Source organism: Actinomadura geliboluensis (assembly GCF_005889745.1).
In the GTDB taxonomy this organism is placed as follows: domain Bacteria; phylum Actinomycetota; class Actinomycetes; order Streptosporangiales; family Streptosporangiaceae; genus Spirillospora; species Spirillospora geliboluensis.
Genome location: NZ_VCKZ01000109.1, coordinates 1 through 22,479 on the forward strand (window position 1 = coordinate 1; position 22,479 = coordinate 22,479).

A 22,479-nucleotide genomic window follows, 5' to 3' on the forward strand; every position below is an offset into this window, starting at 1 on the left:
CCGCGGGACGGGTACCGGCAGCGGAAGGCGCGGGGCGAGGGCGGGCAGCCACGTGTGCTCCTTGCGGAGCAGCGCGTCCGCGGACTCCGTCGCCCAGGGCAACCGGACGGCGAGGTCGTCGCCGAGCCGCCACAACTGGTTGTCCCAGCCGCGCGCGCCGAGCCGCACCGGGTGGTGAGCGAGGTCGGGGTGCTGGTCGCGCAGCAGGCCCCGCACCAGCTCGGGGGTGATCTCGATCTTGGAATGCGTCATCCCGGGCAACGGTAGCCCGGTGGCGGCCGGGCCCGCGCGGCGGCCGTTCGGCCGCCGGAGGCGGACGGGCCTCGCCGCTCGGCGTGTCCGAGTGCTTCGCCAACCGGAGGCCACGTTTCCGTCCGCTGCTCGCCAAAAGCGCGACCCGCAGGGTTGCTGTTGACCGCTCAACGGGGACTTTCCGGGGCATCCACAGACAACCCGGACACCGCCGGGTAGGTGAGGAGGTCACATGACGTCCAGAACGGCCCACGACGCCGGCCCGAGCATGGTGCGGCGGCCGCACATCAGGTCCGGGTGGCTGACGTTCGCGGGCACCCTGGTCATGGTGATCGGCGCGTTCAACGTCATCGACGGCCTGGTCGGCCTGTTCAATGACAACTACTACCTCGTCGGCGCCAACCAGATCATGGTGTTCGACTACACCGCCTGGGGCTGGTTCTGGCTCATCCTCGGTGTCATCCAGCTGGCCGTCGGCGGGGGGATCCTCGCCGGACGGACGTGGGCGCGCGCGACCGGCGTGGTGTTCGCCGTCCTGGCCGCGATCGGGCACCTGGCGTTCCTGCGGGCGTTCCCGCTCTGGTCCGTGCTGACCATCGCGATGTGCGTCCTGCTGATCTACGCCCTCACCGCCCCGCCCTCCCGGGCACGCGGGTAGCTGCGACTGGCCTCGAAGGGGAGGACGGCCGGGAGGTGAGCGCGGTCACCTCCCGGACCCGTTCCGCCAGGACGGGAGCCACGACGGTTCGGGGAGCCCCGGCTGATTCCTGAGGTGGGTGATGAGTCCGCGCAGTCCGGGATGCGGATTCGCACTGGGGAGAAGGAGCGAGAGCGGATATCCGAGCGCCGGATTCACGATGGGGATGCGGCGCAGGTCGTAGTTCGTCGGCCAGACGTACCGGTCGCGCGCCCCGACGAGGGTGGCCACGTCCGCCGAGTCGGCGAGGGTCTCCTGGAGCACTTCGTCGCCGAAATGCGGGCCCGTCGCGTCGATGCGCAGGTCGAACTCGGTGGCGAGCCGGTCGTAGAACTCCGCCCATTCGCTCCGGGGCGCGATGCCCGGCATCCATATCCGGTGCCCGCGCAGCTGCGGCGGCGTCAGCCGGGGCGCGGCGGCGAGCGGGTGCCGCGGGCCGACGAGCAGTTCCAGCGGGAATTCGAACGCGCGGATCATGCTGACGTCGGCCGGCAGTGCGGTGGGGTCGGTAATGGTGCGGAACGAGGCGTCGATGTCGCCCGTCTGAATGGCGGCGACGACGACGCGCGGATCGTTGACCCGGAGGACGACCACGTCGAGGTCCGTTCCGGGATGCGACCGCCAGTAGTCGTGCAGGACGGCCGCCTGCGCGCTTCGCAGCCCGAGGACGTCGACGCGGAGTGCCCGTGAGCCCGGCCGGACGGCGGCGACGGCGCGCTCGACGCCCGAGACGACGCTCCGCGCGTGCGGGAGGAACGCCTGCCCGTCGAGGGTCAGCTCGACCCCGCGCGCGGTGCGGGTGAACAGCCGGACCTCCAGCGTGCGCTCCAGCGCGGCGATCCGCTTGGAGACCGCCTGCTGCGTCACGCCCAGCTCGTCGGCGGCGTGCTGCAGCTGCCCGAGCTCGGCGGCCCGGACGAACGATCGCAATGCCTCGGTGTCCACGGCGGTCACCCTATGGGCGCACAACTGCTGGTTGTGGCTCGGAGACGGTTCGTTGTTTGATCCCGCGTCGGCGGCGCTGGTGTGCTTCGAGCGTCCAGAGGGTCGGCTATCGCTAGGAGTCGTGTGCGCGCGAGGTTGGGGCCCGGCTTCGGGTGGCTGTGGTCGGCGTACGCCGTCAGTACCTACGGCACGTGGATCGCGTTCGGCGCGTTCCCGCTCATCGCGGTCCAGGTGCTGGACGCGTCCGCGTTCGCCGTCTCGCTCCTGGAGGGCGCCGGGCTCGCGGTCGCCGCGGTCGTGGCCGTGCCGCTCGGACCGTGGATCGAGCACCGGGCGAAACGTCCCGTCATGGTGGTGATGGACGCGGTCCGCTTCCTCGCGATGGCGAGCATCCCGATCGCGTACGTGCTCGACGTGCTCTCGTACGGCCAACTGCTGGCCGTGTCGGTGGTGTGCGGGACGGCGGGCATCGCGTTCACCGCCGCGTCCGGCGCGTACCTCAAACACCTCGTCGAGCCGCGGCAACTCCTCGTCGCGAACGCGCGCTTCGAGGGCACGAACTGGGTGTCGACGGCGGTCGGCCCGCCGCTCGGCGGGGCCCTCATCGGCGTGCTGGGCCCGGTCGTCACCGTCACCGCCGACGCCTTCAGCTACCTGCTGTCGGCGCTCGGGGTCCTGCGCATCCGGGGCGGGGACACGGCGGCGCCGCGCGGCGCGGGCGCCCGGCGGACGCGCGCCGCCGACCTGCTGAACGGCTGGCGGTCCATCTTCGGCGAACCCGTCCTGCGGCGCCTGTTCCTCAACGCGATGACGGTCAACGGCCTGATCATGGCCACCGGGCCGATCCTGGCGGTCCTCCTGCTCGGCGAGTACGGGGTCCCCGCCTGGCAGTACGGTCTCGCGTTCGGCGTCCCGGCGCTGGGCGGCCTCGCCGGCGCCCGGCTCTCCGCGCGCCTCGTGGCCCGCCACGGCCGGTACCGCGTCATGCTCGTCTCCGGCTGGCTGCGCTCGGTCTTCCCGCTCGGGCTGGCGCTGACCGGCCCGGGTCTCCCCGGGGTCGTCACGGTGCTGGTCGTCGAGGCCCTGGTGATCGCCAGCATGGGCCTGTTCAACCCCATCGCCGCGACCGAGCGGCTGCAGCGCGCGCCCGCCGGGCAGGTCGCGCAGGTCCTCAACGCGTGGAGCGTCAGCAGCAAGCTCTCGCAGGCGACCTTCATGGTGGTCTGGGGCGTGGTCGCGTCGTTCACCGGGCCGCTCGCCGCGATCGCGGTCGCCGGGGTCCTGCTGCTCGCCACCCCGCTCCTGCTGCCGACGCGGGCCCCTATGGCCGGACGACCTGGAACGACGCACGGGAAGGAGCGCCGGACGCCCCGAGATGTTGAACAAATCGGAGGAAAGTAGCGGATAGTGACCCCATCGCCACGGTCCACTACCTACGATCTTCGCTATCCCCAATCGTGCGCGAGGGTGCGCACGGCAAGGAGACGTCCCCTGTGAAGTTCAGCTACGCCATGCTCCCCGACTACCCCATCACGGAGTCGCTGGCCTCGATCCGGCTCGCCGACGAGCTCGGCTTCCACGCCGTGTACGCGGCCGACGAGCCGTGGCACAAGGACCTGTGGCTGGTGTTCGCCGCCGCCGCGGCGAGCACCTCGCAGATCCGCCTCGGCCCGTCGGTGTCGGCGGTGACGCTGCGCGAGCCGTCCCTGATCGCCCAGGCCGCCGCCACCCTGGACGAGCTCACCGGCGGCCGCGCCGAGGTCGTCCTCGGCAGCGGCAACTTCGGCGTCCTCGCCCAGTACAAGATCGACTGGGCGCGGACCAAGCCGCTCACCCGGGTCAAGGAGGCCGTCGCCGTCGTCCGGACCCTGCTGGACGAGGGCACCATCACCCGCGACGGCGAGTTCTACTCCTACGACGGCCTGTTCACCTTCGCCCGCCCCGTCCAGGAGCGGCTGCCGGTCAAGATCGGCGCGATGCGCGGGCCGAAGTCGTTCGAGGCGGCCGGTGAGCTGTCCGACGGCGTCCACCACGCGCTCAGCTACTCCCGCGAGGCGTACGAGTACGCCGTCGAGCACGTCAAGGCCGGCGCCGAGCGCGCGGGCAAGGACTGGCGGACGCTCGACATCGGCGCCTGGGTCGTGTTCGCCGTCGGCCCCGACTCGGCCGCGGCGAAGGAGGCGGCCCGCAGCATGGTCGGCCTGTACGCGTCGGCGATGCCGCCCGAGCAGCTGGTGCGCAACGGCGTCGACCCGGCCGAGATGGCCCCGGTCATCGAGGCCATCGGCGCGGGCGACCTCGCCAAGGCCATCGAGCTGACCACGCCCGAGATCACCGAGCGGCTGTCGCTGGCGGGCACCCCGGACGAGGTCCGCGCCAAGATCGAGAGCGACATCGCGCCGACCGGCGTGAACCACATGATCTGCGCGATCACCGACCCCGGCCTGGTGAAGACCTTCACCGGCCGCGAGCTGACCGGCGTTCCGGATGTGGACGGGCAGCTCCGCCTCATCCACGAGCACCTGATGCCCGCGTTCAAGTAAGCCCGATGCGGTTGTGCGGGCCGTCCACGTCGCGGACGGCCCGCACGGCCCGCTGCGGGCCGCTGCGGGCCCGGCGTCCAGCCCGGAATCTGAGTACGGGTACTCAGACGCACTGAGTACTTCCCCCCATGCGCGGCCCGCCGGACGGGCGCAGGATCGGCCCATGGGCCGACCGCCTGAGCGCAACACCGACCGCCTGCTGGTCGCGCTGCTGGCGACCGTGGCCGCGGTCATTCTGATCATCTGCGGGCTTGCCGTCGTCGGTGCCTTCGTCTTCATCGTCTTCGGGATGGCCAATTTCGGGAGCAACAAATGACGCGGCGGCTGCTCCTGATGGTCCGGTTGGCGCGCCCGCCCGTCATCGTGCTGCTGGCGCTGTTCACCGCTACTGGACTGGCCCAAGCCGGGCAGGGCGAAGACCGCGTCCTGCTGTTGCGGGCTTTCGTCGTGGTCTTCGGGTTCCTGGTGTTCTCGGTGGCCTGCAACGACCTCGCCGACGTGCTCATCGACCGGGTGAACCTGCCCGGCGATCCGGGACGTCCCCTGGTGACCGGGACCGCGTACCGCCGCGAGATGCTCGTGGCCGGGGTCACCGCCGCCGTCCTGGCGCTGGCCGCGAGCTTCACCCTGCACTGGCCGGCCATCGTGGTGACCGTCGCAGGGCTGGCCATCAGCGCCAACTATTCGCTGCGTCCCGTACGGCTGGCCGCCCGAGGCGTGATGGCCCCCCTCGTACTGCCCGCCTGCTATGTCGCCGTGCCTTACCTGACCGGGATATTCGCGGTGCGCGGCACGTTGCGCAAAGGCGACCTGCTCCTGCTCGCCGGGCTCTATGTCGGATTCATCGGCCGGATCGTGCTCAAGGACTTCCGCGATGTCCGCGGCGATGAGATGTTCGGCAAACGCACGTTCCTGGTCCGGCACGGCCGGGGCTGGACCTGCCTGTTCAGCGCCGTCTGCTGGACCGCCGGGACGTTCCTGCTGGTCGCGGCCGTCCGCCACCCGACCGTCCCGCTGATCGCCGTCAACGCCGGGTTACTCGCCGCCGCGCTGCTGCTCCTGCGCGCCCTCTCGACCGGACGGGGCCCGCACCGCGACGAACGCCTCATCGCCGCGCTCGCCATCGTCGGACGCGGCATCGTCCTCGTCCTCCTCGCCCACCTGGCGCTGACGAACGCCCACTGGGCCGCGCCGTGGTACGGGAGCACGCTGGCCGCGCTCACCGCCGGCCTGCTCTACCTTGCCGTCGCCATGGCCCGCCGGGGCCCGGTCACCACGTCCACCGGGCACCCCTTCGACAGGACGGGCGCCGCGGAACGAGCGAACGCGTGACGCTCCCTACGCGTCCTGCCGGCGGCGCACGATCTCGTTGATCCAGATGGGGGCGAACGGGGACGTGCAGCCCGGGGGAGTCGGGTAGTCCTTGAGGACCTCCAGCCGCTCCCCGATGCCGATCGCGCGGGCGCGGTGCTCGGCGTGGTCGATCCCGATCTGCGCCAGGCAGTGGTTCATCGCCCACTGGAGCCGCTCGGGGGCGTCCTTGAGCTGCGCCTCGATGATGTCGAGCAACCCGGGGAGGTCGAGGCCGTCGGGCGTCTTCGTCACGCGCTCGGTGGTCAGCGCCCAGCCGGCGCTCGCGACCGCGGGGTCCGGGTCGGCGAACCAGGCGAGGCGCAGCTCCTCGGCGTGCGGGCTCTTCTTCACCACGTAGTTCACGAGCCAGTCGTGGACCTTGGGGGTGCGGGCCTCGCGCACCATGGCGTCCAGCCGGTCGCGCTCGAACGCCTTCGGGCGGCAGATCAGGAGCGCCAGCAGCCGGGCCGCGGAGTCGCCCGTCTCCCACAGCCGGCACGCGAGGTCCTGCTGCGTCTTCAGCCGCTTCGCGATCGCGCGCAGCTTGCCGAGGTTCACGCCGTGGTCGTCGCCGTGCTTCTCGTTCACCGCGCGGATCTTCGGGTCGTCGAGTTCGGCGAGTTCGGCCATCACCTCGCCCACGGTCGTCTCGGTCATCCCAGCCTCCCGTCCATCACCGGCGGGTTCAGCCTACGACGGCCCGGCGCGCGGGACGCCGCCGAATTCTCGAACGGCACGGGTGTAACGAAACGAGCCCAGCCGCAGGCTGCGGCCAGGCTCGCTCCCATCAACCCGGTCAACGGTGGTCGGAGCCGTGCCCCAGGTCGGCCGGGTCGATGGCGTCGGCCATGGCCCGGTACCCGGCGGCACTGGGGTGGATGTGGTCGCCCATGTGCAGGGCCTCCGGGATGCGGCCGGTACCGTCCGGGTCGAGGGCCCGGTCGAAATCGGCGACGGCGTCGTAGGCGCCGGAGGTGCGGATCCACCGGTTGACCCGGCGGCGGATCTCCTCGCCCTCGGCCGTCCACCCGGCCGAGCCCTGGAAGGGGGTGAGCGTCCCGCCGATGACCGTGACGCCGCGGGCGAGGGCGGCGCGGACCAGCGCCTGGTGGCCGTCGATGAGCCGCTGGGCGGTGACCGGCGGGTCGTCGAGGTCGACGCCGCACATCCGGTCGTCGTTGAGCTGGATGTCGTTGATGCCGATCAGGACGATCGCGGTGCCGACGCGGGGCTGGTCGAGGATGTCGCGGGCGAACCGGGAGATCCCGGAGTCGCCGCCGCAGGCCGAGTCGGTGAGCAGCTTGTTGGAGCCGATGCCGGCGTTCAGCACCGGGTGGGGGTGCCCGGCGGCGGCGAGGCGCTCGGCGAGGGCGTCGGGGTAGCGGTCGTCGCCGTCGACGTTCGCGCCGAACCCGTCGGTGATGGAGTCGCCGAAGGCGACGACTGCGGGAGGCTGCGCGCGCCCGCCGGAGGTCTCGACGCCCTCCAGGTAGTACCAGGAGCCGAAGCCGGGCTCGATGCTGTCGGTGTAGGCGGTGGCGGACGGGTCGCGGTGGCGGTCGCCGTCGGCGCGGTAGGACGTGGTCATCGACAGCTGGTGGTGGGTGGCCGGGCCGGTGGCGTCCTCGAAGTACAGCGTGATCGTGAGCTGCTCCCGCGGCCGGACGGGCAGGGCGACCGGGTCGCTGACGATCCGTCCCCGCGTGGGGACGACGGCCGACGGCGAGCCCGCGAAGCGCAGCGGGTGGAGCGTGCCCGGCCGCACGGTCGCGCCGCCCGCGGTGCGCCCGATGCTCGCGCCGGTCACCCGCAGGGGCGCGGCGCCGTAGGCGTTGGACAGCCGGATCCGGACCTGGGTGCCGCCGGCGTTCACGCGCACGATCTGCCGGACCGACTGGTCGGTGAAGCCCTGCTCCGCCCAGGTGGGGAACCAGGGCGCGGCGGACGGGCGCATGACCGCGGCCGTCCAGGCGCCGTGCCAGACGGTGCGGGTGTCGGCGTCGGTGGTGGTCAGCTGCTCGGTGTTCTTGGGGGAGTTCATGATCGGACGCTCTTTCCAGCGGTCGACGGGGTGTGCGGTCAGGACGCGGCGGTCTCGGCGGACGGCCGGGCGGCGGGTTCGGCCACCTCGGGGCCGGGTGCCGGGGCCGGGCGGCGCGGGACGAGGACGGCGGCGAGCAGTCCCGCCGCGAGGGCGATGCCGGCGGCGGTGAGCATTCCGGCGCCGTACCCCTCGGTGAGGGCGGTGGCCGGGTCGCGCTCGCCGCCCGCCACGGCGCCGGCGGTGCGGGACGTGGAGATCGCGACCACGGCGGCCAGGCCGAGCGACCCGCCGACCTGCTGCGCGGTGTTGAACAGCCCGGACGCCAGCCCGGCCTGCTCGGGACGGGTGCCGGACGTCGCGCCGACCGTGGTGGTGACGAAGGCCAGCCCCGCGCCGACGCCGATCACCAGCGTCGGGCCGAGCACGTCGGTGAGGAAGCCGCCGTCCGCCGACATGCGGGAGAACCAGGCGAGGCCGGCGCCGGTGATCACGAGCCCGGCCGCCATCGCGGTGCCCAGCCCGAGCCGGGCGATGAGCGCGCCCGCCGCGCCCGCCGTGACGGCGATCGCCAGTGCCAGCGGCAGTTGCGCCAGCCCGGCGCGGACCGGGCCGAAGCCGACGACCTGCTGCATGTAGAAGGTCAGGTAGAAGAACAGCGGGGCCATCGCCATCAGCGTGAGGACCGCGGCGAGGTTGGAGCCGCGCAGCACCGGCTGGCGGAAGATCTTCAGGGGCAGCAGCGGGTGGGCGGTGCGCGCCTCGACGAGCAGGAACACCGCGAGCAGGGCCACGGCGACGGCGCCGAGGCCGAGGGTGCGCGGCGAGGTCCAGCCGGCGTCGTCGCCCTCGACCAGCGTGTAGACCAGCAGCGCCAGCCCGCCGGTGGCGGTCAGCGCGCCGGGCAGGTCGAACCCGCGCGCCGTGCGGTCGGACGCCTCGGGCAGCAGTTTCGGCGCCAGCGCGATCGCCGCCAGCCCGAGCGGGACGTTCACGTACAGCGTGGCCTCCCAGCCCAGCCACTGCGTCAGCATCCCGCCGAGGATCGACCCGGCGGCGCCGCCCGCCCCGGCGACCGCGCCGAACACGCCCATCGCCCTGTTGCGGTCGGGTCCGGCCGGGAAGACCGTCATGACCAGGGACAGCGCGGCCGGGGACACCAGTGCGGCGCCGACGCCCTGGGCGGCACGGGCGGCCACGAGCATCCCGCCGGTGACCGCGAGGCCCCCGGCCAGCGAGGCGGCGGCGAACAGCGCCATGCCGATCATGAACATGCGGCGGCGGCCGACGAGGTCGGCGGCGCGGCCGCCGAGCAGCAGCAGCCCGCCGAAGGTCAGCGTGTAGGCGTTGGCGACCCAGGACAGGTCGTCCGGGGCGAACCCGAGGTCGGCGCCGATGGACGGCATCGCCACCCCGACGATCGAGGCGTCCAGCACCAGCACGAATTGCGTGGCGGCGAGCAGCGCGAGTGCGAGCCCCCGCCTGGAGGCATGGGTCATGACCATTTCTTTCGCTGAGGCGGCCGAGGGGCCGAAAAGGGGCCGGGGCCCGCCAGAACCGGAATCGAGCCGGGGCGCGGTGCGGTCACGCGCGTCGATCCCGGGCGGGGCGGCGATGGGAATGGAAATGCGGGAGGAATTGCGGGCCCGGGGCGGCGGCCGCCCCGGGCCGGGGATCACTCGGCCGCGGCCGCGCGCCACTGCTCGGCCGGCGAGACGCCGGGCAGCGGCCTGCCGATCAGGGCGAGCGGGATGAAGAAGTTGACCTGCCCGATCACCATGGCGAGCGTGGCGAGGGCCGTCGGGTCGTAGTGCTCGGCGGCCCGCGCGTACAGCGCGTCCGGGACCCGCTCGCCGTGCGGGTTCGGGGTGAGCACCGCCTCGACCAGCTCCAACGCGACCCGCTCGGCGGCGGTGAAGTACGGGGCGTCCACCCAGGACGCCACCGCGGTGATCTTCTCCTCCGGCACGCCCGCGCGGCGCAGGTTGCCGGTGTGCAGCATCGTCAGGTACGTGTTCCCGACGAGCTGGCCGGCGCGCAGGTGGACGAGGGCGACGGTGCCGCGCGGCACCGCCCCGTTCCCGGCAATCTTGAACAGCGCGGCGGCGGCGTCGCCGAGTTCGGGGACGAGCTGCTGCGGGTCGGAAAAGCGAGAAGTGAGGGTCGAGGCGTCGAATTCGTTCGCGGTCGCGGTCATGAGCGTTTCCTTTTCCAGGTGGTGCGGGCCTTTTTCTCGCCCGCTTCATCGGCTCGTTCACTGCACTGACGACCCGCATCCGGAGAAGGTGACCGACCCGAGCGAATTTTTTGCCCCATCCACGAGAAGGCCCCCTTGGGACGGCGCGAAGCCATCTCAAGGGGGCCAGAGGACGCAGGTCCGGGCCGGTCAGCCGTCGGTGGACGCCAGGTCGAGCCGCGCCAGGCGGTCGGGGTCGGACAGGATGTCGATCGCGGCGATCCTGCCGTCCGCGACGGTGAAGCTCATCACCGAGAACGGCCGGCCGTCGATGGTGTTGACCAGTCCCGCGAGCCCGTTGACCAGGGCGGCGTGCGTGGTCGCGGCGGTGGCCATCCGCTGGAACGTGGGCGCCTGCCCGGCCACGGCGGCGGCGCCGCGGATGACCCGCAGCCCGCCGGTGAGCACGCCGCCGTCCGCGCGCAGCACCACGTCCGGGTCGAGCAGGGCCACCAGCGCGTCGAAGTCGCCGCCGCGCGCGGCGGTCAGGAAGGCGTCCACCACGCGGCGCTGCCCGACCGGGTCCGGGTCGGGCGGCGGGGTCGCGCCCCGGACCCGCTGCCGCGCCCGGCTCGCCAGCTTCTTGGCCGTCGCCGGCGTGCGGTCGACGATCGGCGCGATCTCCTCGAACGGCAGCCCGAACATGTCGTGCAGGACGAACGCGAGCCGCTCCGCCGGGGTGAGCGACTCCAGCACCACCAGAAGCGCCAGCCCGACCGAGTCCGCCAGCATCGCCTGCTGCTCGGGGTCGGTGCCGTCCGTCCGGCTGATCACCGGGTCGGGCAGCCGGGCCTCCAGCGGCTCCTCGCCGCGCCTCTTGCGGGTCCGGAGCATGTCCAGGCAGACCCGCCCGACCACGGTGGTCAGCCAGCCGCCGAGGTTGTCGATCTCGGCGTCGCCGGACCGGGTCAACCGCAGCCACGTCTCCTGGATCGCGTCGTCCGCCTCGGCCAGCGAACCGAGCATGCGGTACGCGACCGCCTTCAGATGGGGACGGTGCTCCTCGAACCGGACGGCGAGGAAATCTGGGGCGTTCACGATGGAGCAACCTCTCATGGACGGCATCACCCTCATGACGAACCGGATGCCCCGAAGGTGACCTACCTGCGCCGACCCGCCGCGGGCGGACGTTTTGCGGGGATTCCCTGGGATAGAGAGGCGACTAGCGGAGCAGTGCCAGTCGTGCCTTGGGGAGGCCGGGATGATCGTGATGAGGATGCCGCAGAAGATGGTGCGCCGCCTGGAGCGGGCGAAATCGCTCGACGGGGTCGCGAAACCGGTGGCCAAGGTGGTCCAGAAGGCGGTGCGTCCGCGTCCCGTCCGCAACACGCTCAGCGGGACGAACCTGGGGCATCCGCTGCACCCGAGCCTCACCGACGTGCCGATCGGCGCGTGGACCATGGCCGCGCTGCTGGACGCCGCCGGCGGCCGCGACGCCGAGCAGTCCGCGGACCTGCTGATCGGGACCGGCATCGCCGCGGCGGTGCCCACCGCCCTCACCGGGCTGAACGACTGGAGCGACACGCTCGGCAAGGAGCGGCGGGTCGGGCTCGTCCACGCCCTCGGCAACTCCGCGGCGCTGTCGCTGTACATCGCGTCGCTGATCACGCGCATGAAGGGCGACCGCCAGACGGGCAAGGCGCTGGGGTACGCCGGGCTGGGGATGATGGCGATCGGCGCCTACCTCGGCGGCCACCTGTCGTTCGTCCGGGGCGTCAACGTCAACCGCAACGCGTGGCAGGAAGGCCCGGAGGAGTGGACGCCGGTGCTCGGCGAGCACGACCTCGCCGAAGGCGACCACCGCATCGCCGAGGCGGGCGGCGTGCAGATCCTGCTCCACCGGATGGGCGGCAAGGTGTACGCCCTCGACGCCACCTGCGGCCACATGGGCGGCCCGCTCGACGAGGGGACGTTCGAGCACGGCTGCGTCACCTGCCCCTGGCACGGCAGCACCTTCCGGTTCTCGGACGGCGGCGTCGTGCGCGGCCCGGCCAGCACGCCGCAGCCCTGCTACGAGACGCGGATCGAGAACGGGCGCGTCGAGGTCCGCATGCCTCCGGTGGGCGTGCCCGCCGGCCCGGCCGAGGAGCATGGCGCCGGGGTGGGCCGGGGCCACCGCCGCCAGCCCGCCCACACCTCCGCCTTCTGACGCGCGACCCGGCTAAACCCCGGGATCGGCCTCCGCTAGCGGCGGCCGCCGAACTCCCAGGGGAGGACGTCGATCGAGGCATACGCCTCCGGTGTCAGGAGGGCGCGTGCCGCGTCCTCGTCCTTGGCGCGGACGAGCGCCGCCGTGCCCAGCCAGGCGCTGCCGTCGTCGGACAGCAGCGGCCCGTAGGCGACCAGCTCGCCGTCCCGCCCGGGCGGGACGGCGAGGTCGGCGCCCGGCCCCGACCCGAGGCCGAGCACCAGGAAGCGGGCACCGCCCTCGCGTCCGCCGGGGAAGTCCCACATCGTGCGGCCCAGCAGGTTGCGCCACCGGCGCACCAGCACGTCCCGGTACGCGCCGGCCTGCCAGCCGGGCTCGTCGAACGCGAACGCGCGGGCGGCGGCGGGATCGGGCAGGTCGACGATGTGCACGCTGCCGGTGGGCGCCTCACCGTCGTCCGCGAGCGTCGGGCCGCGGGCGATCATCTCCGTCCCGTACCCGTCCATGTAGGACCAGTGCTCCTCCAGCAGCTCCATGCGCAGCGGCAGGGAACCCGCTCGGTCCCGGTGGTAGACGAAGAATTCCATCGCGCCAGTATCGTGGCCCCGCGCCTCGTCCGCCCCGCCCGTGCGAGGGTGGGGGCATGGCCTTGCCGACGTTGGTCGTGGTGAGCGGCGGTCCGGGGACGGGGAAGACGACCCTCGCGCACCGGCTCGCCCAGGACCTCGGATGCCCCGCCGTCGTCCGCGACGAGATCAAGCAGGGCATGGTGCTCGCCACGCCCGGCTACCGGGGCGGCGGCGCCGACCCGCTCAACCTGCCGACGCTGGGCGCCTTCTTCGGCGTGCTGAGGCTGCTGCTCGAAGCGGGCGTCACCGCGGTCGCCGAAGCGGCCTTCCAGGACAAGGTGTGGCGGCCGAACCTGGAGCCCCTCACCGCCCTGGCGGACATCCGCGTCGTCCGCTGCACGGTCGACAGCGAGATCGCCCGCGAACGGATCGTCCAGCGCGTCGAACACGGGCACCGGGCCGCCCACGGCGACCGCGACCTGCTGGAGGCGATCGCCGCCGGACGCCACTCGCTGGACTCCTACGTCCCCCTCCGCATGGACCTGCCCACCCTCATCGTGGACACCTCGGACGGCTACCGGCCCGCCCTCGCCGACATCGCCGCCTTCGCCCGGCGGGCGGCGCCCGCGCAAGAGCTGTCAGAGGGCTGATCTAACGTGGCCGGATGGCCTTTGAGCAGCGGCTGGAAGCGCATCGGGTCGAGCTGACCGGGTACTGCTACCGCATGCTCGCCAGTGCCGCCGAGGCCGAGGACGCCGTCCAGGAGACCTTCCTGCGCGCCTGGAAGAACGCCGACCGCTTCGACGAGCGCAGGGCGGGCCTGCGCACCTGGCTGTACCGCATCGCCACCAACGTCTGCCTCGACATGGCCCGCAGCGTCCAGCGGCGCGCGCTGGCGATGGACCTCGGCCCGTCAGCGGCGCCCGGCGGGTTCCTCGGCGCGCCGCTCGGGCCCGGCGCGTTCGTGCAGCCCGTCCCCGACCGGCTCGTCCTGCCGGAGGAGGGCGACCCCGCCGAGCTGGCCGCCGCGAGGGAGACGATCCGGCTGGCGTTCGTCGCCGCCCTGCAGACCCTGCCGCCGCGCCAGCGGGCGGTGCTCATCCTGCGCGAGGTGCTGTGCTGGTCGGCGGACGAGGTCGCCGGGCTGCTCGGCAGCACACCGGCCGGGGTCAACAGCGCCCTGCAGCGGGCGCGCGCCGCCGTGGCCGAGCGCCGCACGCCGGGCGGCGACGTCGACGAGGGGCTGCTCGAACGGTACGTCGAGGCGTTCACCTCCTACGACGTCGACGGCCTGGTCGCGCTGCTCCACGAGGACGTCGCCATGTCGATGCCGCCGTTCGCCTGGTGGCTCAGCGGCCGGGACGCGATCCGGGCCGCGCTGGTGGGCGCGGGCGGCGACTGCGCCGACGACCGGCTCGTCCGGACGGCGGCGAACGGCTCCCCGGCCTTCGCGCAGTACCGCGACGGGGAGGCGTTCAGCCTGGTCGTCCTCGAAGCGCGGGACGGGCTGCTCGCCACCATGACCACCTACCTGGACCCGTCCCTGTTCCCGATGTTCGGGCTGCCGATGACTCCGCAGCCCCCGTCCCGTACATAGAACATGACCGACATCGTTCACATGTGGCATGACGAGCGCGGCGCGGGCGACCCGGTGGTGCTCCTGCACGGCGGCTTGACCGACAGCCGCTGCTTCACCGGCAACCTCGACGGCCTCGCCGACACCTTCACGCTCTACCTGCCCGACCGGCGCGGCCACGGCCGCACGCCCGACGCGCCCGGCCCGATCACCATGGAGCTGATGGCGCGGGACACGATCGACTTCCTGGAGCGGGTCGTCGGCGGCCCGTCCCGGCTGGTCGGCTACAGCGCCGGCGGGACGGTCGCGCTGCTGGTCGCGATGCGCCGCCCCGACCTGGTCGAGCGGCTCGTCCTGATCAGCGCGGCCTACGACCTCGACGGGATGATCTACAAGCCGTCCGCCGACGGGGAGCCGCCCGCCCCGGTCGTGGACGCCTACGCCGAGGTGTCGCCGGACGGGCGCGACCACTTCCCGGTCGTCCTCCGCAAGATCGTGGACGCCGTCGAGACCGAGCCCCCGCTGGACCCGTCCGAGCTGCGCGCGGTGACCGTCCGGACGCTCGTCCTAGCCGGTGACGACGACCTGGTCACCCTCGACCACACGGTGGCGTTCTACCGGGCCCTGCCGAACGCCGAACTGGCCGTCGTCCCGAACGCCAGCCACCTGCTCCTGATGGAGCATCCCGAAACGGTGCGCTCCCTCGTGCACGGCTTCCTGACCACGGACCCGGCCCCGACCTTCATGCCCATCGCCCGCGCCGCCCGGTGAAACGCTGATCACTTGGCCACCGGACCGTATCGATTCGCGGGGCGGTGCCGTTAATGTGCCGCTGTGGCGCGCGAACCGGGAGACGTCGTGCTCGGCCGGTATCGGTTGGTCGAGGTGCTGGGCGAGGGCGGCATGGGCGCCGTCTGGCGTGCGCACGATGAGCGGATGCGCCGGGACGTGGCGCTCAAGCAGCTCAAGTTGCCGCTGACTCTGGAGGCCGGTGTCCGCGAGCAGTTGGTGGCGCGCATGGAGCGGGAGGCGCGCTCGGTCGGGATGCTCCACCATCCCGGCGTCATCACCGTCCACGACCAGTTCCATGACGACGAGGGGCTGCCCTGGATCGTCATGGAGCTGGTCCGGGGCCGCTCCCTCGCCGATCTTCTTCGCGACGACGGCCCGCTGGACGAGGTGGAGGCCGCCCGCATCGGCGCGCAGATCGCCGAGGCGGTCGCCGCCGCGCACGAGGCGGGGAAGCACACGCGCCTTCTCTGAACACGCCCGGACATCACCTGTCTCGTGTTGACCGGTCCTATGGCTAACCGCTATCTATTACCTAGCCGTTAGGGGTGGTGCATGCAGGACGCGGTGCTGGCGTTGCTGGCGAAGGAGCCGTCGCACGGGTACGGCCTGCGCGCGCGCCTGCGGCGTGCCCTCGGCCCATTCGGGGAGTCGATGAACGCGGGCCAGGTCTACGTGACCCTGGCCCGGCTGGAGAAGGCCGGGCTCGTCGTCTGCGAGGTCGCCGAAGGGCTGCCGGACCGCCCGGACCGCAAGGTCTACGCCCTGACACCGGCCGGGCAGCAGCGGGTCGCGGCCTGGCTGTCCGAGGTGACCTGGCCGAAGCCGAACCTGGCGGAGTTCCACCTCAAGCTCGCCGCCGCCGCGGCGGCGCGGCTCGCCGACCCGGTGGAACTGGTGGACGCGCAGCGCCGCGAGCTGCTGCGGCGGCTGTCCGACGTGCAGCGGGCGGCGCTGGCCGAGCCGGACGGCTCGACCGCCGGGCTGCTGCTGGAGGGGGTCGCGCTGCGGCTCCAGGCGGACCTGCGCTGGCTGGAGGCTTGCGAGCGCCTGTGGTCGCGGGCCGGGAACGGAACCGAGGACGCATGAGCGAGTTCGTGCTGCAGGCCCGGGGCCTGCGCAAGGAGCACGGCCAGGGGCACGGCCTGGTCCGCGCGGTCGACGACGTCGACCTGGACGTCCCGGCGGGGCAGGTGCTGGCGGTGACGGGCCCCAGCGGCTGCGGGAAGTCGACGCTGCTGCACATGCTCGGCGGCCTGGAGCGGCCCACCGGCGGGGAGGTCCGGCTGGACGGCCGGCGCATCGACGCCCTGAGCGAGCGGGGCCTGGCCCGGCTGCGGCGCCGCGCGGTCGGCTTCGTCTTCCAGGCGTTCCACCTGGTGGAGGAGCTGTCGGCGGCGGAGAACGTGGAGCTGCCCGCGCTGCTCGCCGGCCGCTCGCCGCGCGCGGCGCGCCGCCGCGCGGCCCAGCTGCTGGAGCGGGTCGGGCTCGCCGACCGCGCCCGGCACCTGCCCTGGGAGCTGTCCGGCGGGCAGCGGCAGCGGGTCGCCATCGCCCGCGCCCTGGCGAACGAGCCGCTCGTCCTGCTGGCCGACGAGCCGACCGGGAACCTCGACAGCGCCGCCACCCGCGACGTGCTGAGGCTGTTCGACGGCCTGCGCGCCGCCGGGCAGACCCTCGTGCTGGTCACGCACGACGAGCGCGTCGCGGCCACCGCCGACCGGCTGGTCTCGATGCGCGACGGCATGTTCGTCGACGACACCCGCCTCGCGGGCAGCCGCGGGCTCGGCGGCCTCATCGGGCTGGACGGCTGACCGCCATGGGCAGCGCCCTGCTGGTGCTCCGCCTCGTCCTGGCCGACCTGCGCAGGCATCCCGGGCAGGCGGCGATGCTCCTCGTCGCGATCACCGCGGCCACCGCCACGCTGGCGCTGGGCCTGTCGCTGCACGGCGCGACCGACTCGCTCTACCGGAAGACGCGCGCGGCGACGGCCGGGCCGGACATGGTGGTGCTCACCCCCGGCACCGACCAGACCCCCTTGACCGCGCTGCTGGACGATCCGCAGGTCGTCGCCCACAGCGGCCCGCACCGCCAGTACTACACAACCCTTGCGGCGCACGGTCTCAAGTCGCGTGCCGTGGTGCCGGGCGCCCCCGAGACGCCTGGCCCGGTCGACCGCCCGCTGGTGACGTCCGGTACCTGGGTGCGTCCGGGCGGCGTCGTGGTCGAGCGGGGCTTCGCCGCCGCCCTGGGCGTCCGCGCCGGCGACCGCGTCACCGTCGCGGGCCGTTCGCTCCCCGTCGTCGGGACGGCCGTGACCGCGGCGAGCACCGTCTACCCGGGTGCGCAGCTGATCGGGCCGGGCGACGGCCCGGTGGACTACAGCGGCCTGGTCTGGATGGGCGAATCCGAGGCCCGCGCGCTGGCAGCGGCCGAGCGCTTGGAGGTGACCTCGCTCATCTACCTGAAGCTGCGCGACCCCGCCGCCACCGGCGACTTCATGGCCGCCCACAGTGACCCCGCGGTGCGCCCCTTCAGCTGGCAGTTCATGGCCGGGCACGACGCGAGGGTCCTCAGGGACAGCCAGCCCATCCTGGTCATCGGCAGCTGGCTGCTCAGCTTCCTGGCCGTCGCCGGCGTGGCCGTGCTCGCCGCGGGACGCGCCGCCAAGCAGACCCGCCGCGTCGGGCTGCTCAAGGCCGTCGGCGCGGCGCCCGGCCTCATCGCCGCCGTCCTGTTCGCCGAGTACCTGGCCGTCGCGCTGGCCGCCGACGCGCTCGGGCTCGGGATCGCGCGGCTGGCCGTGCCGGTGGCGGCCAACCCCACCGCGAGCCTGCTCAGCGCGTCCGCGGGCCCGTCCGCCGACACCGCCTTCTTCACGACGGTCGTCGCGCTCGCCATGGCCGGCTTCACCACCCTCGGCCCGACCCTGCGGGCGCTGCGCACCCCGACCGTCGCCGCGCTGGCCGACTCCGCCCAGCGGCCCCCGCATCGGTCCCGGCTGACTCGGCTGTCGGCGCCGCTGCCGACTCCGCTGCTGCTGGGGTTGCGGCTGATCGCCCGCCGTCCGGGGCGCGCGGTGCTGCACGCGTCCAGCATCGCGGTCACCGTGATGGGAACGACCGCCCTGCTGATCCTCCACGCGCAGCCCGATTTCGACTACGGGCTGGGGTCGTCCGACCTGGGCAACGTGCGGGTCGAGCAGGGCCGCCACATGCTCCTGGCCGTCACCATCGGGCTGATCGCGCTCGCCGCCGTCAACACCGTCACCGTCACCTGGACGACCGCGCTCGAAGCCCGTCCGACCATGGCCGTCGCGCGGACGCTCGGTGCCACGCCAGGTCAGATCACGGCCGGGCTCTCCGTCGCGCAGCTCCTCCCGACCCTGCCGGGTGCCCTCGCGGGCGTTCCCCTCGGCATGTTCGTGTGCTGGCTCTTCAGCCCTGGCGAGACGCCCATGCCCCCCACCTGGGTGCTGTTCGCGGCCGCGCTCGTGACGCTTCCCGTCACGGCGGCGCTCACCGCCGTCCCCGCCCGCCTCGCGGCCCGCCGGTCCATCGCCCGGACGCTCAGCGCCGAAGCCTCCTGAGCAGGAGCCCGGATCAACGGTCTTCACGGGGCGGGGCCGGGCGGTTAGTCTGCTTGTGGCGTCCACGCCGGTCGTATGCGCCTTGCGCCTGGGAGAGTCCCGTCCGCGGGACTTGTTTGGCTCTGCACCGGCTCCTCTTGTCCCCGTTCTGGAGGAGTCGTTCCGTGAGAACCACGTCCAAGCGATGGTCCCCCGCCGTCGCGGCGCTGGCGTCGGCGCTGGCGGCGCTGGTCCTGTCGCTCGGCGCGGTGGTGGTGCTCTCCGCGCCGTCGTCCGCGCAGCCCAACGTCCTGGTCGCCTGCACGTATCCGGCCTGGGCCGAAGGCACCAGCTACAAGGCGGGTGACAAGGTCACCTACAGCGCCCACGGCTACGAGGCGATCGTCGCCCACACCGCCTACCCCGGCGCCAACTGGAACCCCGCGTCCACGCCCACGCTGTGGCGCGACCTCGGCGCGTGCGACGGGTCCACACCGCCGACCACTCAGCCGCCCGGGGACGAGACCTGCGCGGTCAAGTCGCGGCCCGCGGGCAAGGTGCTGCAGGGGTACTGGGAGAACTGGGACGGCTCGTCCAACGGCGTGCACCCGCCGTTCGGCTGGACGCCCATCGACAACCCCGTCATCAAGCAGCACGGCTACAACGTCATCAACGCGGCGTTCCCCGTGATCCGGTCCGACGGCACCGTCCTGTGGGAGGACGGCATGGACTCCATGGTCAAGGTCGCCACGCCCGCCGAGATGTGCGCGGCGAAGGCCGCCGGCGCGACGATCCTGATGTCGATCGGCGGGGCCGCCGCCGGCATCGACCTCAGCTCCAGCAGCGTCGCGGACCGGTTCGTCGCGACGGTCGTGCCGATCCTGAAGCGGTACAACTTCGACGGCATCGACATCGACATCGAGACGGGCCTGACCGGCAGCGGCAGCATCGGGCAGCTGTCGGCGTCGCAGTCCAACCTGATCCGCATCATCGACGGCGTGCTCGCGCAGATGCCGTCCAACTTCGGGCTCACGATGGCGCCCGAGACCGCGTACGTGACCGGCGGCAGCGTGACCTACGGCTCCATCTGGGGCGCCTACCTGCCGATCATCAAGAAGTACGCGGACAACGGCCGGCTGTGGTGGCTGAACATGCAGTACTACAACGGCAGCATGTACGGGTGCTCGGGCGACTCCTACTCGGCCGGGACGGTCGAGGGCTTCGTGAAGCAGACCGAGTGCCTGAACAACGGGCTCGTCGTGCAGGGCACCACGATCCGGGTGCCGTACGACAAGCAGGTGCCGGGGCTGCCCGCGCAGCCGGGCGCCGGCGGCGGCTACATGTCGACCGGCCTCGTCGGCCAGGCATGGAACCGCTTCAACGGCCAGTTGAAGGGACTGATGACCTGGTCCATCAACTGGGACGGCTCGAAGGGCTGGACGTTCGGCGACAACGTCCGCGGCCTCCAGGGCCGGTGACGGCCCGGTGAAGGGCGGGGGCGGGTCCGGCACCGCGCCGCCGGGCCCGCCCCCGGAACCGGGACCGTCCCCGGGGCCGGGCTTGACCTTGACGCCGGTGTCAGGGCATAGCGTCGCGATCGGCCACGGAGGAGGGCGGATGCGGATCGGGGAACTCGCCGAGCGCGCGGGCGTCAGCACCCGCACGCTGCGCTACTACGAGCAGCAGGGGCTGCTGCGGGCGCGGCGGGCGTCCAACGGGTACCGGCAGTACGAGGAGTCCGACGTGCGGCTCGTCGCCGAGATCCGGTCGCTGCTGGCGGCCGGGTTCACCCTGGACGACACCCGGCCGTTCGTCGACTGCCTGCGCGCCGGGCACGCCGACGGCGCCGCCTGCCCCGAGTCCGTCGCGGTGTACCGGCGGAAGCTGGCGGAGATCGACGCGGAGATCCGCGCCCTGATCCGGCTCCGCGCGGACGTGGCCGACCAGTTGACGCGCGCCTGCCCGGGGTGCGCGCTCGCACCGGAGGCGACGAATGCTCACACTGACCAGCGCGAACTTCGACCGGCACGTGCTCGGCGGCGGCAAGCCGGTACTGGTCGAATTCTGGGCGGACTGGTGCCCGCCGTGCCGGATGATCGCGCCGATCCTGGCGGAGATCGAGGCCGAGCACGGCGACCGGCTGACCGTGGCGAAGATCAACGGTGACGACCACCCGGACATCGTGTCCCGGTACGGCGTGATGGGCTTCCCCACGCTGAACCTCTACCGGGACGGCGAGGTCGTCCGGCAGATCGTCGGCGCGAAGCCCAAGCGGCAGCTGCTGGCCGCGCTCGACGGCCACATCTGACCCCCGTGTGCTGATCACGTTCGAGCACGGCGCCCCCTATGCTCGTGACGGGTCCATTACCGTCGGGAGGGCGCCGTGCGCACGCTGTTGAACGTGATCTGGTTGGTCCTGGCGGGCTTCTGGATGGCGGTGAGCTACGCGATCGCCGGGATCATCTGCTGCATCCTGATCATCACGATCCCGTTCGGGATCGCCTCGTTCCGCATCGCGGCGTTCGCGCTGTGGCCGTTCGGCCGGACGACCGTCCCGAAGCGCGGCGCGGGCGCGGGCTCGATGCTCGGCAACATCATCTGGATCATCGTGGCCGGGTGGTGGCTGGCGCTCGGCCACCTGTTCACCGGCCTGCTGCTGTGCATCACGATCATCGGCATCCCGTTCGGGATCGCCAACTTCAAGCTGATCCTGATCTCGCTGCTGCCGCTCGGCCACGAGATCGTCTCGTCCCGCGACGCGCAGGGGCCGGCCTTCTGACCCCCGGGCGTCCGGTCAGGACGTCCAGGGGGTGCCGGTCAGCCGCTCGTAGACCTCGGTGTAGCGGGCGCGGGTGGCGTCGACGACGTCCTGCGGGATGGCGGGGCCGGGCGGGGTGCGGTCCCAGTCGAGGGTGCTGCTCCAGTCGCGGACGAACTGCTTGTCGAGCGAGTGCTGCGGGCGGCCCGGCTCCCACTCGTCGGCCGGCCAGAACCGGGACGAGTCGGGCGTGAGGACCTCGTCGCCCAGGACGAGCGTGCCGTCGGCGGCGCGGCCGAACTCCAGCTTGGTGTCGGCGATGATGATGCCGCGCTCGGCGGCGAGGGCGGCGCCGCGCCGGTAGATCTCCAGCGTGACGTCCTTGAGGCGGGCGGCGGTGTCCTCGCCGATCTCGCGGACGACGTCGGCGTAGGTGATGAACTCGTCGTGGCCCTCGGTGGCCTTCGTCGTCGGGGTGAAGATCGGCTCGGGGAGGCGGGAGGCGTCGACCAGGCCCTCCGGCAGCGCGATCCCGGAGACGGTGCCGTTCTTCTCGTACTCCTTGAGGCCGAGGCCGGTGAGGTGGCCGCGGGCGATCCACTCGACGGGGAGCATGGTGAGGCGGCGGCAGCGGATGGCGCGGCCGGCCCACTCGTCCGGCACGTCGGTCGCCGACACGACGTGGTTCGGGATGACGTCGGCGAGCTGCTCGAACCACCACAGCGACAGCTGCGTGAGGATCTTGCCCTTGTCGGGGATCTCCGTGGGCAGGACGACGTCGTAGACGCTCACCCGGTCGGACGCCACCAGGATCAGCTCGTCGCCGTCCGCGTAGACGTCCCTGACCTTCCCCGAGTGGATCAGCTCCATGTCGCTCCTCAGCTAGCGGTCCTGCCCGGTAGGAGTCTGGCACAGTGCCGCCCGGCGCCCCCACGAGGGCCGATAGGTTCTGATCAGTCGGGTGGGGGAGGCTCCGGGGTGCGGGCTTTTCGGGCTGTGGGGG

25 protein-coding genes and 1 pseudogene are annotated in these 22,479 nt (G+C 72.9%); 17 read left to right on the forward strand and 9 right to left on the reverse strand.

The window, feature by feature from the left end; all coding sequences use genetic code 11:
* Positions 1-252, reverse strand: a pseudogene (locus ETD96_RS16825) (aminoglycoside phosphotransferase); the annotation flags it as partial.
* A gap of 232 nt (positions 253-484) precedes the next feature.
* Between ETD96_RS16825 and ETD96_RS16830 the strand changes: the two are divergent.
* On the forward strand, positions 485-910 hold the full coding sequence (locus tag ETD96_RS16830; protein WP_138637406.1) for a DUF7144 family membrane protein: 426 nt from the start codon (positions 485-487) through the stop codon (positions 908-910).
* Between the two features lie 45 nt (positions 911-955).
* On the opposite strand, the gene ETD96_RS16835 is transcribed toward ETD96_RS16830, so the two are convergent.
* Positions 956-1,894 carry a LysR family transcriptional regulator gene (locus tag ETD96_RS16835; RefSeq protein ID WP_138637407.1) on the reverse strand — a complete coding sequence of 313 codons (939 nt, stop codon included), beginning with the start codon at positions 1,892-1,894 and terminating at the stop codon, positions 956-958.
* Between the two features lie 123 nt (positions 1,895-2,017).
* Here ETD96_RS16835 and ETD96_RS16840 point away from each other — a divergent pair, with 123 nt between their 5' ends.
* The 4 genes from ETD96_RS16840 (at position 2,018) to ETD96_RS16850 (ending at position 5,769) form a co-directional block, all read left to right on the forward strand.
* A complete protein-coding gene (locus tag ETD96_RS16840) occupies positions 2,018-3,295 on the forward strand; it encodes an MFS transporter (protein WP_138637408.1) in 1,278 nt (425 codons plus the stop codon).
* 92 nt (positions 3,296-3,387) lie between these two features.
* Positions 3,388-4,437 (forward strand): LLM class flavin-dependent oxidoreductase, encoded by a 1,050-nt coding sequence (locus tag ETD96_RS16845; RefSeq protein WP_138637409.1) that lies wholly within the window; start codon positions 3,388-3,390, stop codon positions 4,435-4,437.
* Between the two features lie 163 nt (positions 4,438-4,600).
* Positions 4,601-4,753, forward strand: coding sequence for a hypothetical protein (locus tag ETD96_RS44810; RefSeq protein WP_171069056.1), 153 nt, complete (start codon positions 4,601-4,603; stop codon positions 4,751-4,753).
* Complete coding sequence (locus ETD96_RS16850) at positions 4,750-5,769, forward strand: UbiA prenyltransferase family protein (RefSeq protein WP_138637410.1); 1,020 nt, start codon at positions 4,750-4,752, stop codon at positions 5,767-5,769. Before ETD96_RS44810 ends, ETD96_RS16850 begins: the two co-directional genes overlap by 4 nt.
* A 6-nt stretch (positions 5,770-5,775) precedes the next feature.
* On the opposite strand, the gene ETD96_RS16855 is transcribed toward ETD96_RS16850, so the two are convergent.
* The 5 genes from ETD96_RS16855 to ETD96_RS16875 all read right to left on the reverse strand — a co-directional run bounded on the left by ETD96_RS16855 (position 5,776) and on the right by ETD96_RS16875 (position 11,105).
* The gene (locus tag ETD96_RS16855; RefSeq protein ID WP_138637411.1) at positions 5,776-6,447 is read right to left on the reverse strand and encodes a DNA alkylation repair protein; all 672 of its coding nucleotides are present in this window, start codon (positions 6,445-6,447) and stop codon (positions 5,776-5,778) included.
* 139 nt (positions 6,448-6,586) lie between these two features.
* Positions 6,587-7,831: an SGNH/GDSL hydrolase family protein gene (locus ETD96_RS16860; RefSeq protein ID WP_138637412.1), complete on the reverse strand. Its 1,245-nt coding sequence runs from the start codon at positions 7,829-7,831 to the stop codon at positions 6,587-6,589.
* Positions 7,832-7,869: 38 nt separating this feature from the next.
* Positions 7,870-9,330, reverse strand: a complete 1,461-nt coding sequence (locus tag ETD96_RS16865; protein WP_205719308.1) for an MFS transporter — start codon at positions 9,328-9,330, stop codon at positions 7,870-7,872.
* 176 nt (positions 9,331-9,506) lie between these two features.
* A complete protein-coding gene (locus ETD96_RS16870) occupies positions 9,507-10,028 on the reverse strand; it encodes a carboxymuconolactone decarboxylase family protein (RefSeq protein ID WP_138637414.1) in 522 nt (173 codons plus the stop codon).
* Between the two features lie 189 nt (positions 10,029-10,217).
* Positions 10,218-11,105 carry a sigma-70 family RNA polymerase sigma factor gene (locus tag ETD96_RS16875; protein WP_138637415.1) on the reverse strand — a complete coding sequence of 296 codons (888 nt, stop codon included), beginning with the start codon at positions 11,103-11,105 and terminating at the stop codon, positions 10,218-10,220.
* Between the two features lie 163 nt (positions 11,106-11,268).
* Here ETD96_RS16875 and ETD96_RS16880 point away from each other — a divergent pair, with 163 nt between their 5' ends.
* Positions 11,269-12,216, forward strand: coding sequence for a Rieske (2Fe-2S) protein (locus ETD96_RS16880; RefSeq protein ID WP_205719309.1), 948 nt, complete (start codon positions 11,269-11,271; stop codon positions 12,214-12,216).
* A 35-nt stretch (positions 12,217-12,251) separates the two neighbouring features.
* Here the strand turns inward: ETD96_RS16880 and ETD96_RS16885 are convergent, their stop codons facing one another.
* Entirely contained in the window at positions 12,252-12,803 is a 552-nt protein-coding gene (locus tag ETD96_RS16885; RefSeq protein ID WP_138637416.1) for a YciI family protein, read from the reverse strand.
* 56 nt (positions 12,804-12,859) lie between these two features.
* Here ETD96_RS16885 and ETD96_RS16890 point away from each other — a divergent pair, with 56 nt between their 5' ends.
* From ETD96_RS16890 to ETD96_RS16940, 11 genes are all read left to right on the forward strand, one after another.
* Positions 12,860-13,435 carry a P-loop nucleotide/nucleoside kinase family protein gene (locus tag ETD96_RS16890; RefSeq protein ID WP_138637417.1) on the forward strand — a complete coding sequence of 192 codons (576 nt, stop codon included), beginning with the start codon at positions 12,860-12,862 and terminating at the stop codon, positions 13,433-13,435.
* 14 nt (positions 13,436-13,449) lie between these two features.
* Positions 13,450-14,382 (forward strand): sigma-70 family RNA polymerase sigma factor, encoded by a 933-nt coding sequence (locus ETD96_RS16895; RefSeq protein WP_138637418.1) that lies wholly within the window; start codon positions 13,450-13,452, stop codon positions 14,380-14,382.
* A 3-nt stretch (positions 14,383-14,385) separates the two neighbouring features.
* On the forward strand, positions 14,386-15,132 hold the full coding sequence (locus ETD96_RS16900; protein WP_138637419.1) for an alpha/beta fold hydrolase: 747 nt from the start codon (positions 14,386-14,388) through the stop codon (positions 15,130-15,132).
* A 63-nt stretch (positions 15,133-15,195) separates the two neighbouring features.
* Positions 15,196-15,624: a protein kinase domain-containing protein gene (locus tag ETD96_RS16905; RefSeq protein ID WP_138637420.1), complete on the forward strand. Its 429-nt coding sequence runs from the start codon at positions 15,196-15,198 to the stop codon at positions 15,622-15,624.
* Between the two features lie 81 nt (positions 15,625-15,705).
* Positions 15,706-16,239 (forward strand): PadR family transcriptional regulator, encoded by a 534-nt coding sequence (locus tag ETD96_RS16910; RefSeq protein WP_138637421.1) that lies wholly within the window; start codon positions 15,706-15,708, stop codon positions 16,237-16,239.
* Positions 16,236-16,964: an ABC transporter ATP-binding protein gene (locus ETD96_RS16915; RefSeq protein WP_138637422.1), complete on the forward strand. Its 729-nt coding sequence runs from the start codon at positions 16,236-16,238 to the stop codon at positions 16,962-16,964. The genes ETD96_RS16910 and ETD96_RS16915 overlap by 4 nt, the downstream gene beginning before the upstream one ends.
* A gap of 5 nt (positions 16,965-16,969) precedes the next feature.
* A complete protein-coding gene (locus tag ETD96_RS16920; protein WP_138637423.1) occupies positions 16,970-18,739 on the forward strand; it encodes an FtsX-like permease family protein in 1,770 nt (589 codons plus the stop codon).
* A gap of 164 nt (positions 18,740-18,903) precedes the next feature.
* On the forward strand, positions 18,904-20,196 hold the full coding sequence (locus tag ETD96_RS16925) for a carbohydrate-binding protein (protein WP_205719310.1): 1,293 nt from the start codon (positions 18,904-18,906) through the stop codon (positions 20,194-20,196).
* 139 nt (positions 20,197-20,335) lie between these two features.
* Positions 20,336-20,884 (forward strand): MerR family transcriptional regulator, encoded by a 549-nt coding sequence (locus ETD96_RS48120; protein WP_420884762.1) that lies wholly within the window; start codon positions 20,336-20,338, stop codon positions 20,882-20,884.
* Positions 20,772-21,026 carry a thioredoxin family protein gene (locus ETD96_RS16935; RefSeq protein ID WP_386874503.1) on the forward strand — a complete coding sequence of 85 codons (255 nt, stop codon included), beginning with the start codon at positions 20,772-20,774 and terminating at the stop codon, positions 21,024-21,026. The genes ETD96_RS48120 and ETD96_RS16935 overlap by 113 nt, the downstream gene beginning before the upstream one ends.
* A gap of 75 nt (positions 21,027-21,101) precedes the next feature.
* Positions 21,102-21,497, forward strand: coding sequence for a YccF domain-containing protein (locus tag ETD96_RS16940; protein ID WP_138637425.1), 396 nt, complete (start codon positions 21,102-21,104; stop codon positions 21,495-21,497).
* 15 nt (positions 21,498-21,512) lie between these two features.
* Here the strand turns inward: ETD96_RS16940 and ETD96_RS16945 are convergent, their stop codons facing one another.
* A complete protein-coding gene (locus tag ETD96_RS16945; protein WP_138637426.1) occupies positions 21,513-22,346 on the reverse strand; it encodes a phosphoribosylaminoimidazolesuccinocarboxamide synthase in 834 nt (277 codons plus the stop codon).
* Positions 22,347-22,479 lie beyond the last annotated feature (133 nt).

Bases quoted from the DNA above. Each gene is read 5' to 3' on its own strand.
- ETD96_RS16915 (WP_138637422.1), top strand. From the start codon at position 16,236: ATGAGCGAGTTCGTGCTGCAGGCCCGGGGCCTGCGCAAGGAGCACGGC.
- ETD96_RS16945 (WP_138637426.1), bottom strand. From the start codon at position 22,346: ATGGAGCTGATCCACTCGGGGAAGGTCAGGGACGTCTACGCGGACGGC.
- ETD96_RS16880 (WP_205719309.1), top strand. From the start codon at position 11,269: ATGATCGTGATGAGGATGCCGCAGAAGATGGTGCGCCGCCTGGAGCGG.
- ETD96_RS16895 (WP_138637418.1), top strand. From the start codon at position 13,450: ATGGCCTTTGAGCAGCGGCTGGAAGCGCATCGGGTCGAGCTGACCGGG.
- ETD96_RS16910 (WP_138637421.1), top strand. From the start codon at position 15,706: ATGCAGGACGCGGTGCTGGCGTTGCTGGCGAAGGAGCCGTCGCACGGG.
- ETD96_RS16850 (WP_138637410.1), top strand. From the start codon at position 4,750: ATGACGCGGCGGCTGCTCCTGATGGTCCGGTTGGCGCGCCCGCCCGTC.
- ETD96_RS16855 (WP_138637411.1), bottom strand. From the start codon at position 6,447: ATGACCGAGACGACCGTGGGCGAGGTGATGGCCGAACTCGCCGAACTC.
- ETD96_RS48120 (WP_420884762.1), top strand. From the start codon at position 20,336: ATGCGGATCGGGGAACTCGCCGAGCGCGCGGGCGTCAGCACCCGCACG.
- ETD96_RS16920 (WP_138637423.1), top strand. From the start codon at position 16,970: ATGGGCAGCGCCCTGCTGGTGCTCCGCCTCGTCCTGGCCGACCTGCGC.
- ETD96_RS16890 (WP_138637417.1), top strand. From the start codon at position 12,860: ATGGCCTTGCCGACGTTGGTCGTGGTGAGCGGCGGTCCGGGGACGGGG.
- ETD96_RS16870 (WP_138637414.1), bottom strand. From the start codon at position 10,028: ATGACCGCGACCGCGAACGAATTCGACGCCTCGACCCTCACTTCTCGC.
- ETD96_RS16885 (WP_138637416.1), bottom strand. From the start codon at position 12,803: ATGGAATTCTTCGTCTACCACCGGGACCGAGCGGGTTCCCTGCCGCTG.
- ETD96_RS16865 (WP_205719308.1), bottom strand. From the start codon at position 9,330: ATGACCCATGCCTCCAGGCGGGGGCTCGCACTCGCGCTGCTCGCCGCC.
- ETD96_RS16830 (WP_138637406.1), top strand. From the start codon at position 485: ATGACGTCCAGAACGGCCCACGACGCCGGCCCGAGCATGGTGCGGCGG.
- ETD96_RS16860 (WP_138637412.1), bottom strand. From the start codon at position 7,831: ATGAACTCCCCCAAGAACACCGAGCAGCTGACCACCACCGACGCCGAC.
- ETD96_RS16900 (WP_138637419.1), top strand. From the start codon at position 14,386: ATGACCGACATCGTTCACATGTGGCATGACGAGCGCGGCGCGGGCGAC.
- ETD96_RS44810 (WP_171069056.1), top strand. From the start codon at position 4,601: ATGGGCCGACCGCCTGAGCGCAACACCGACCGCCTGCTGGTCGCGCTG.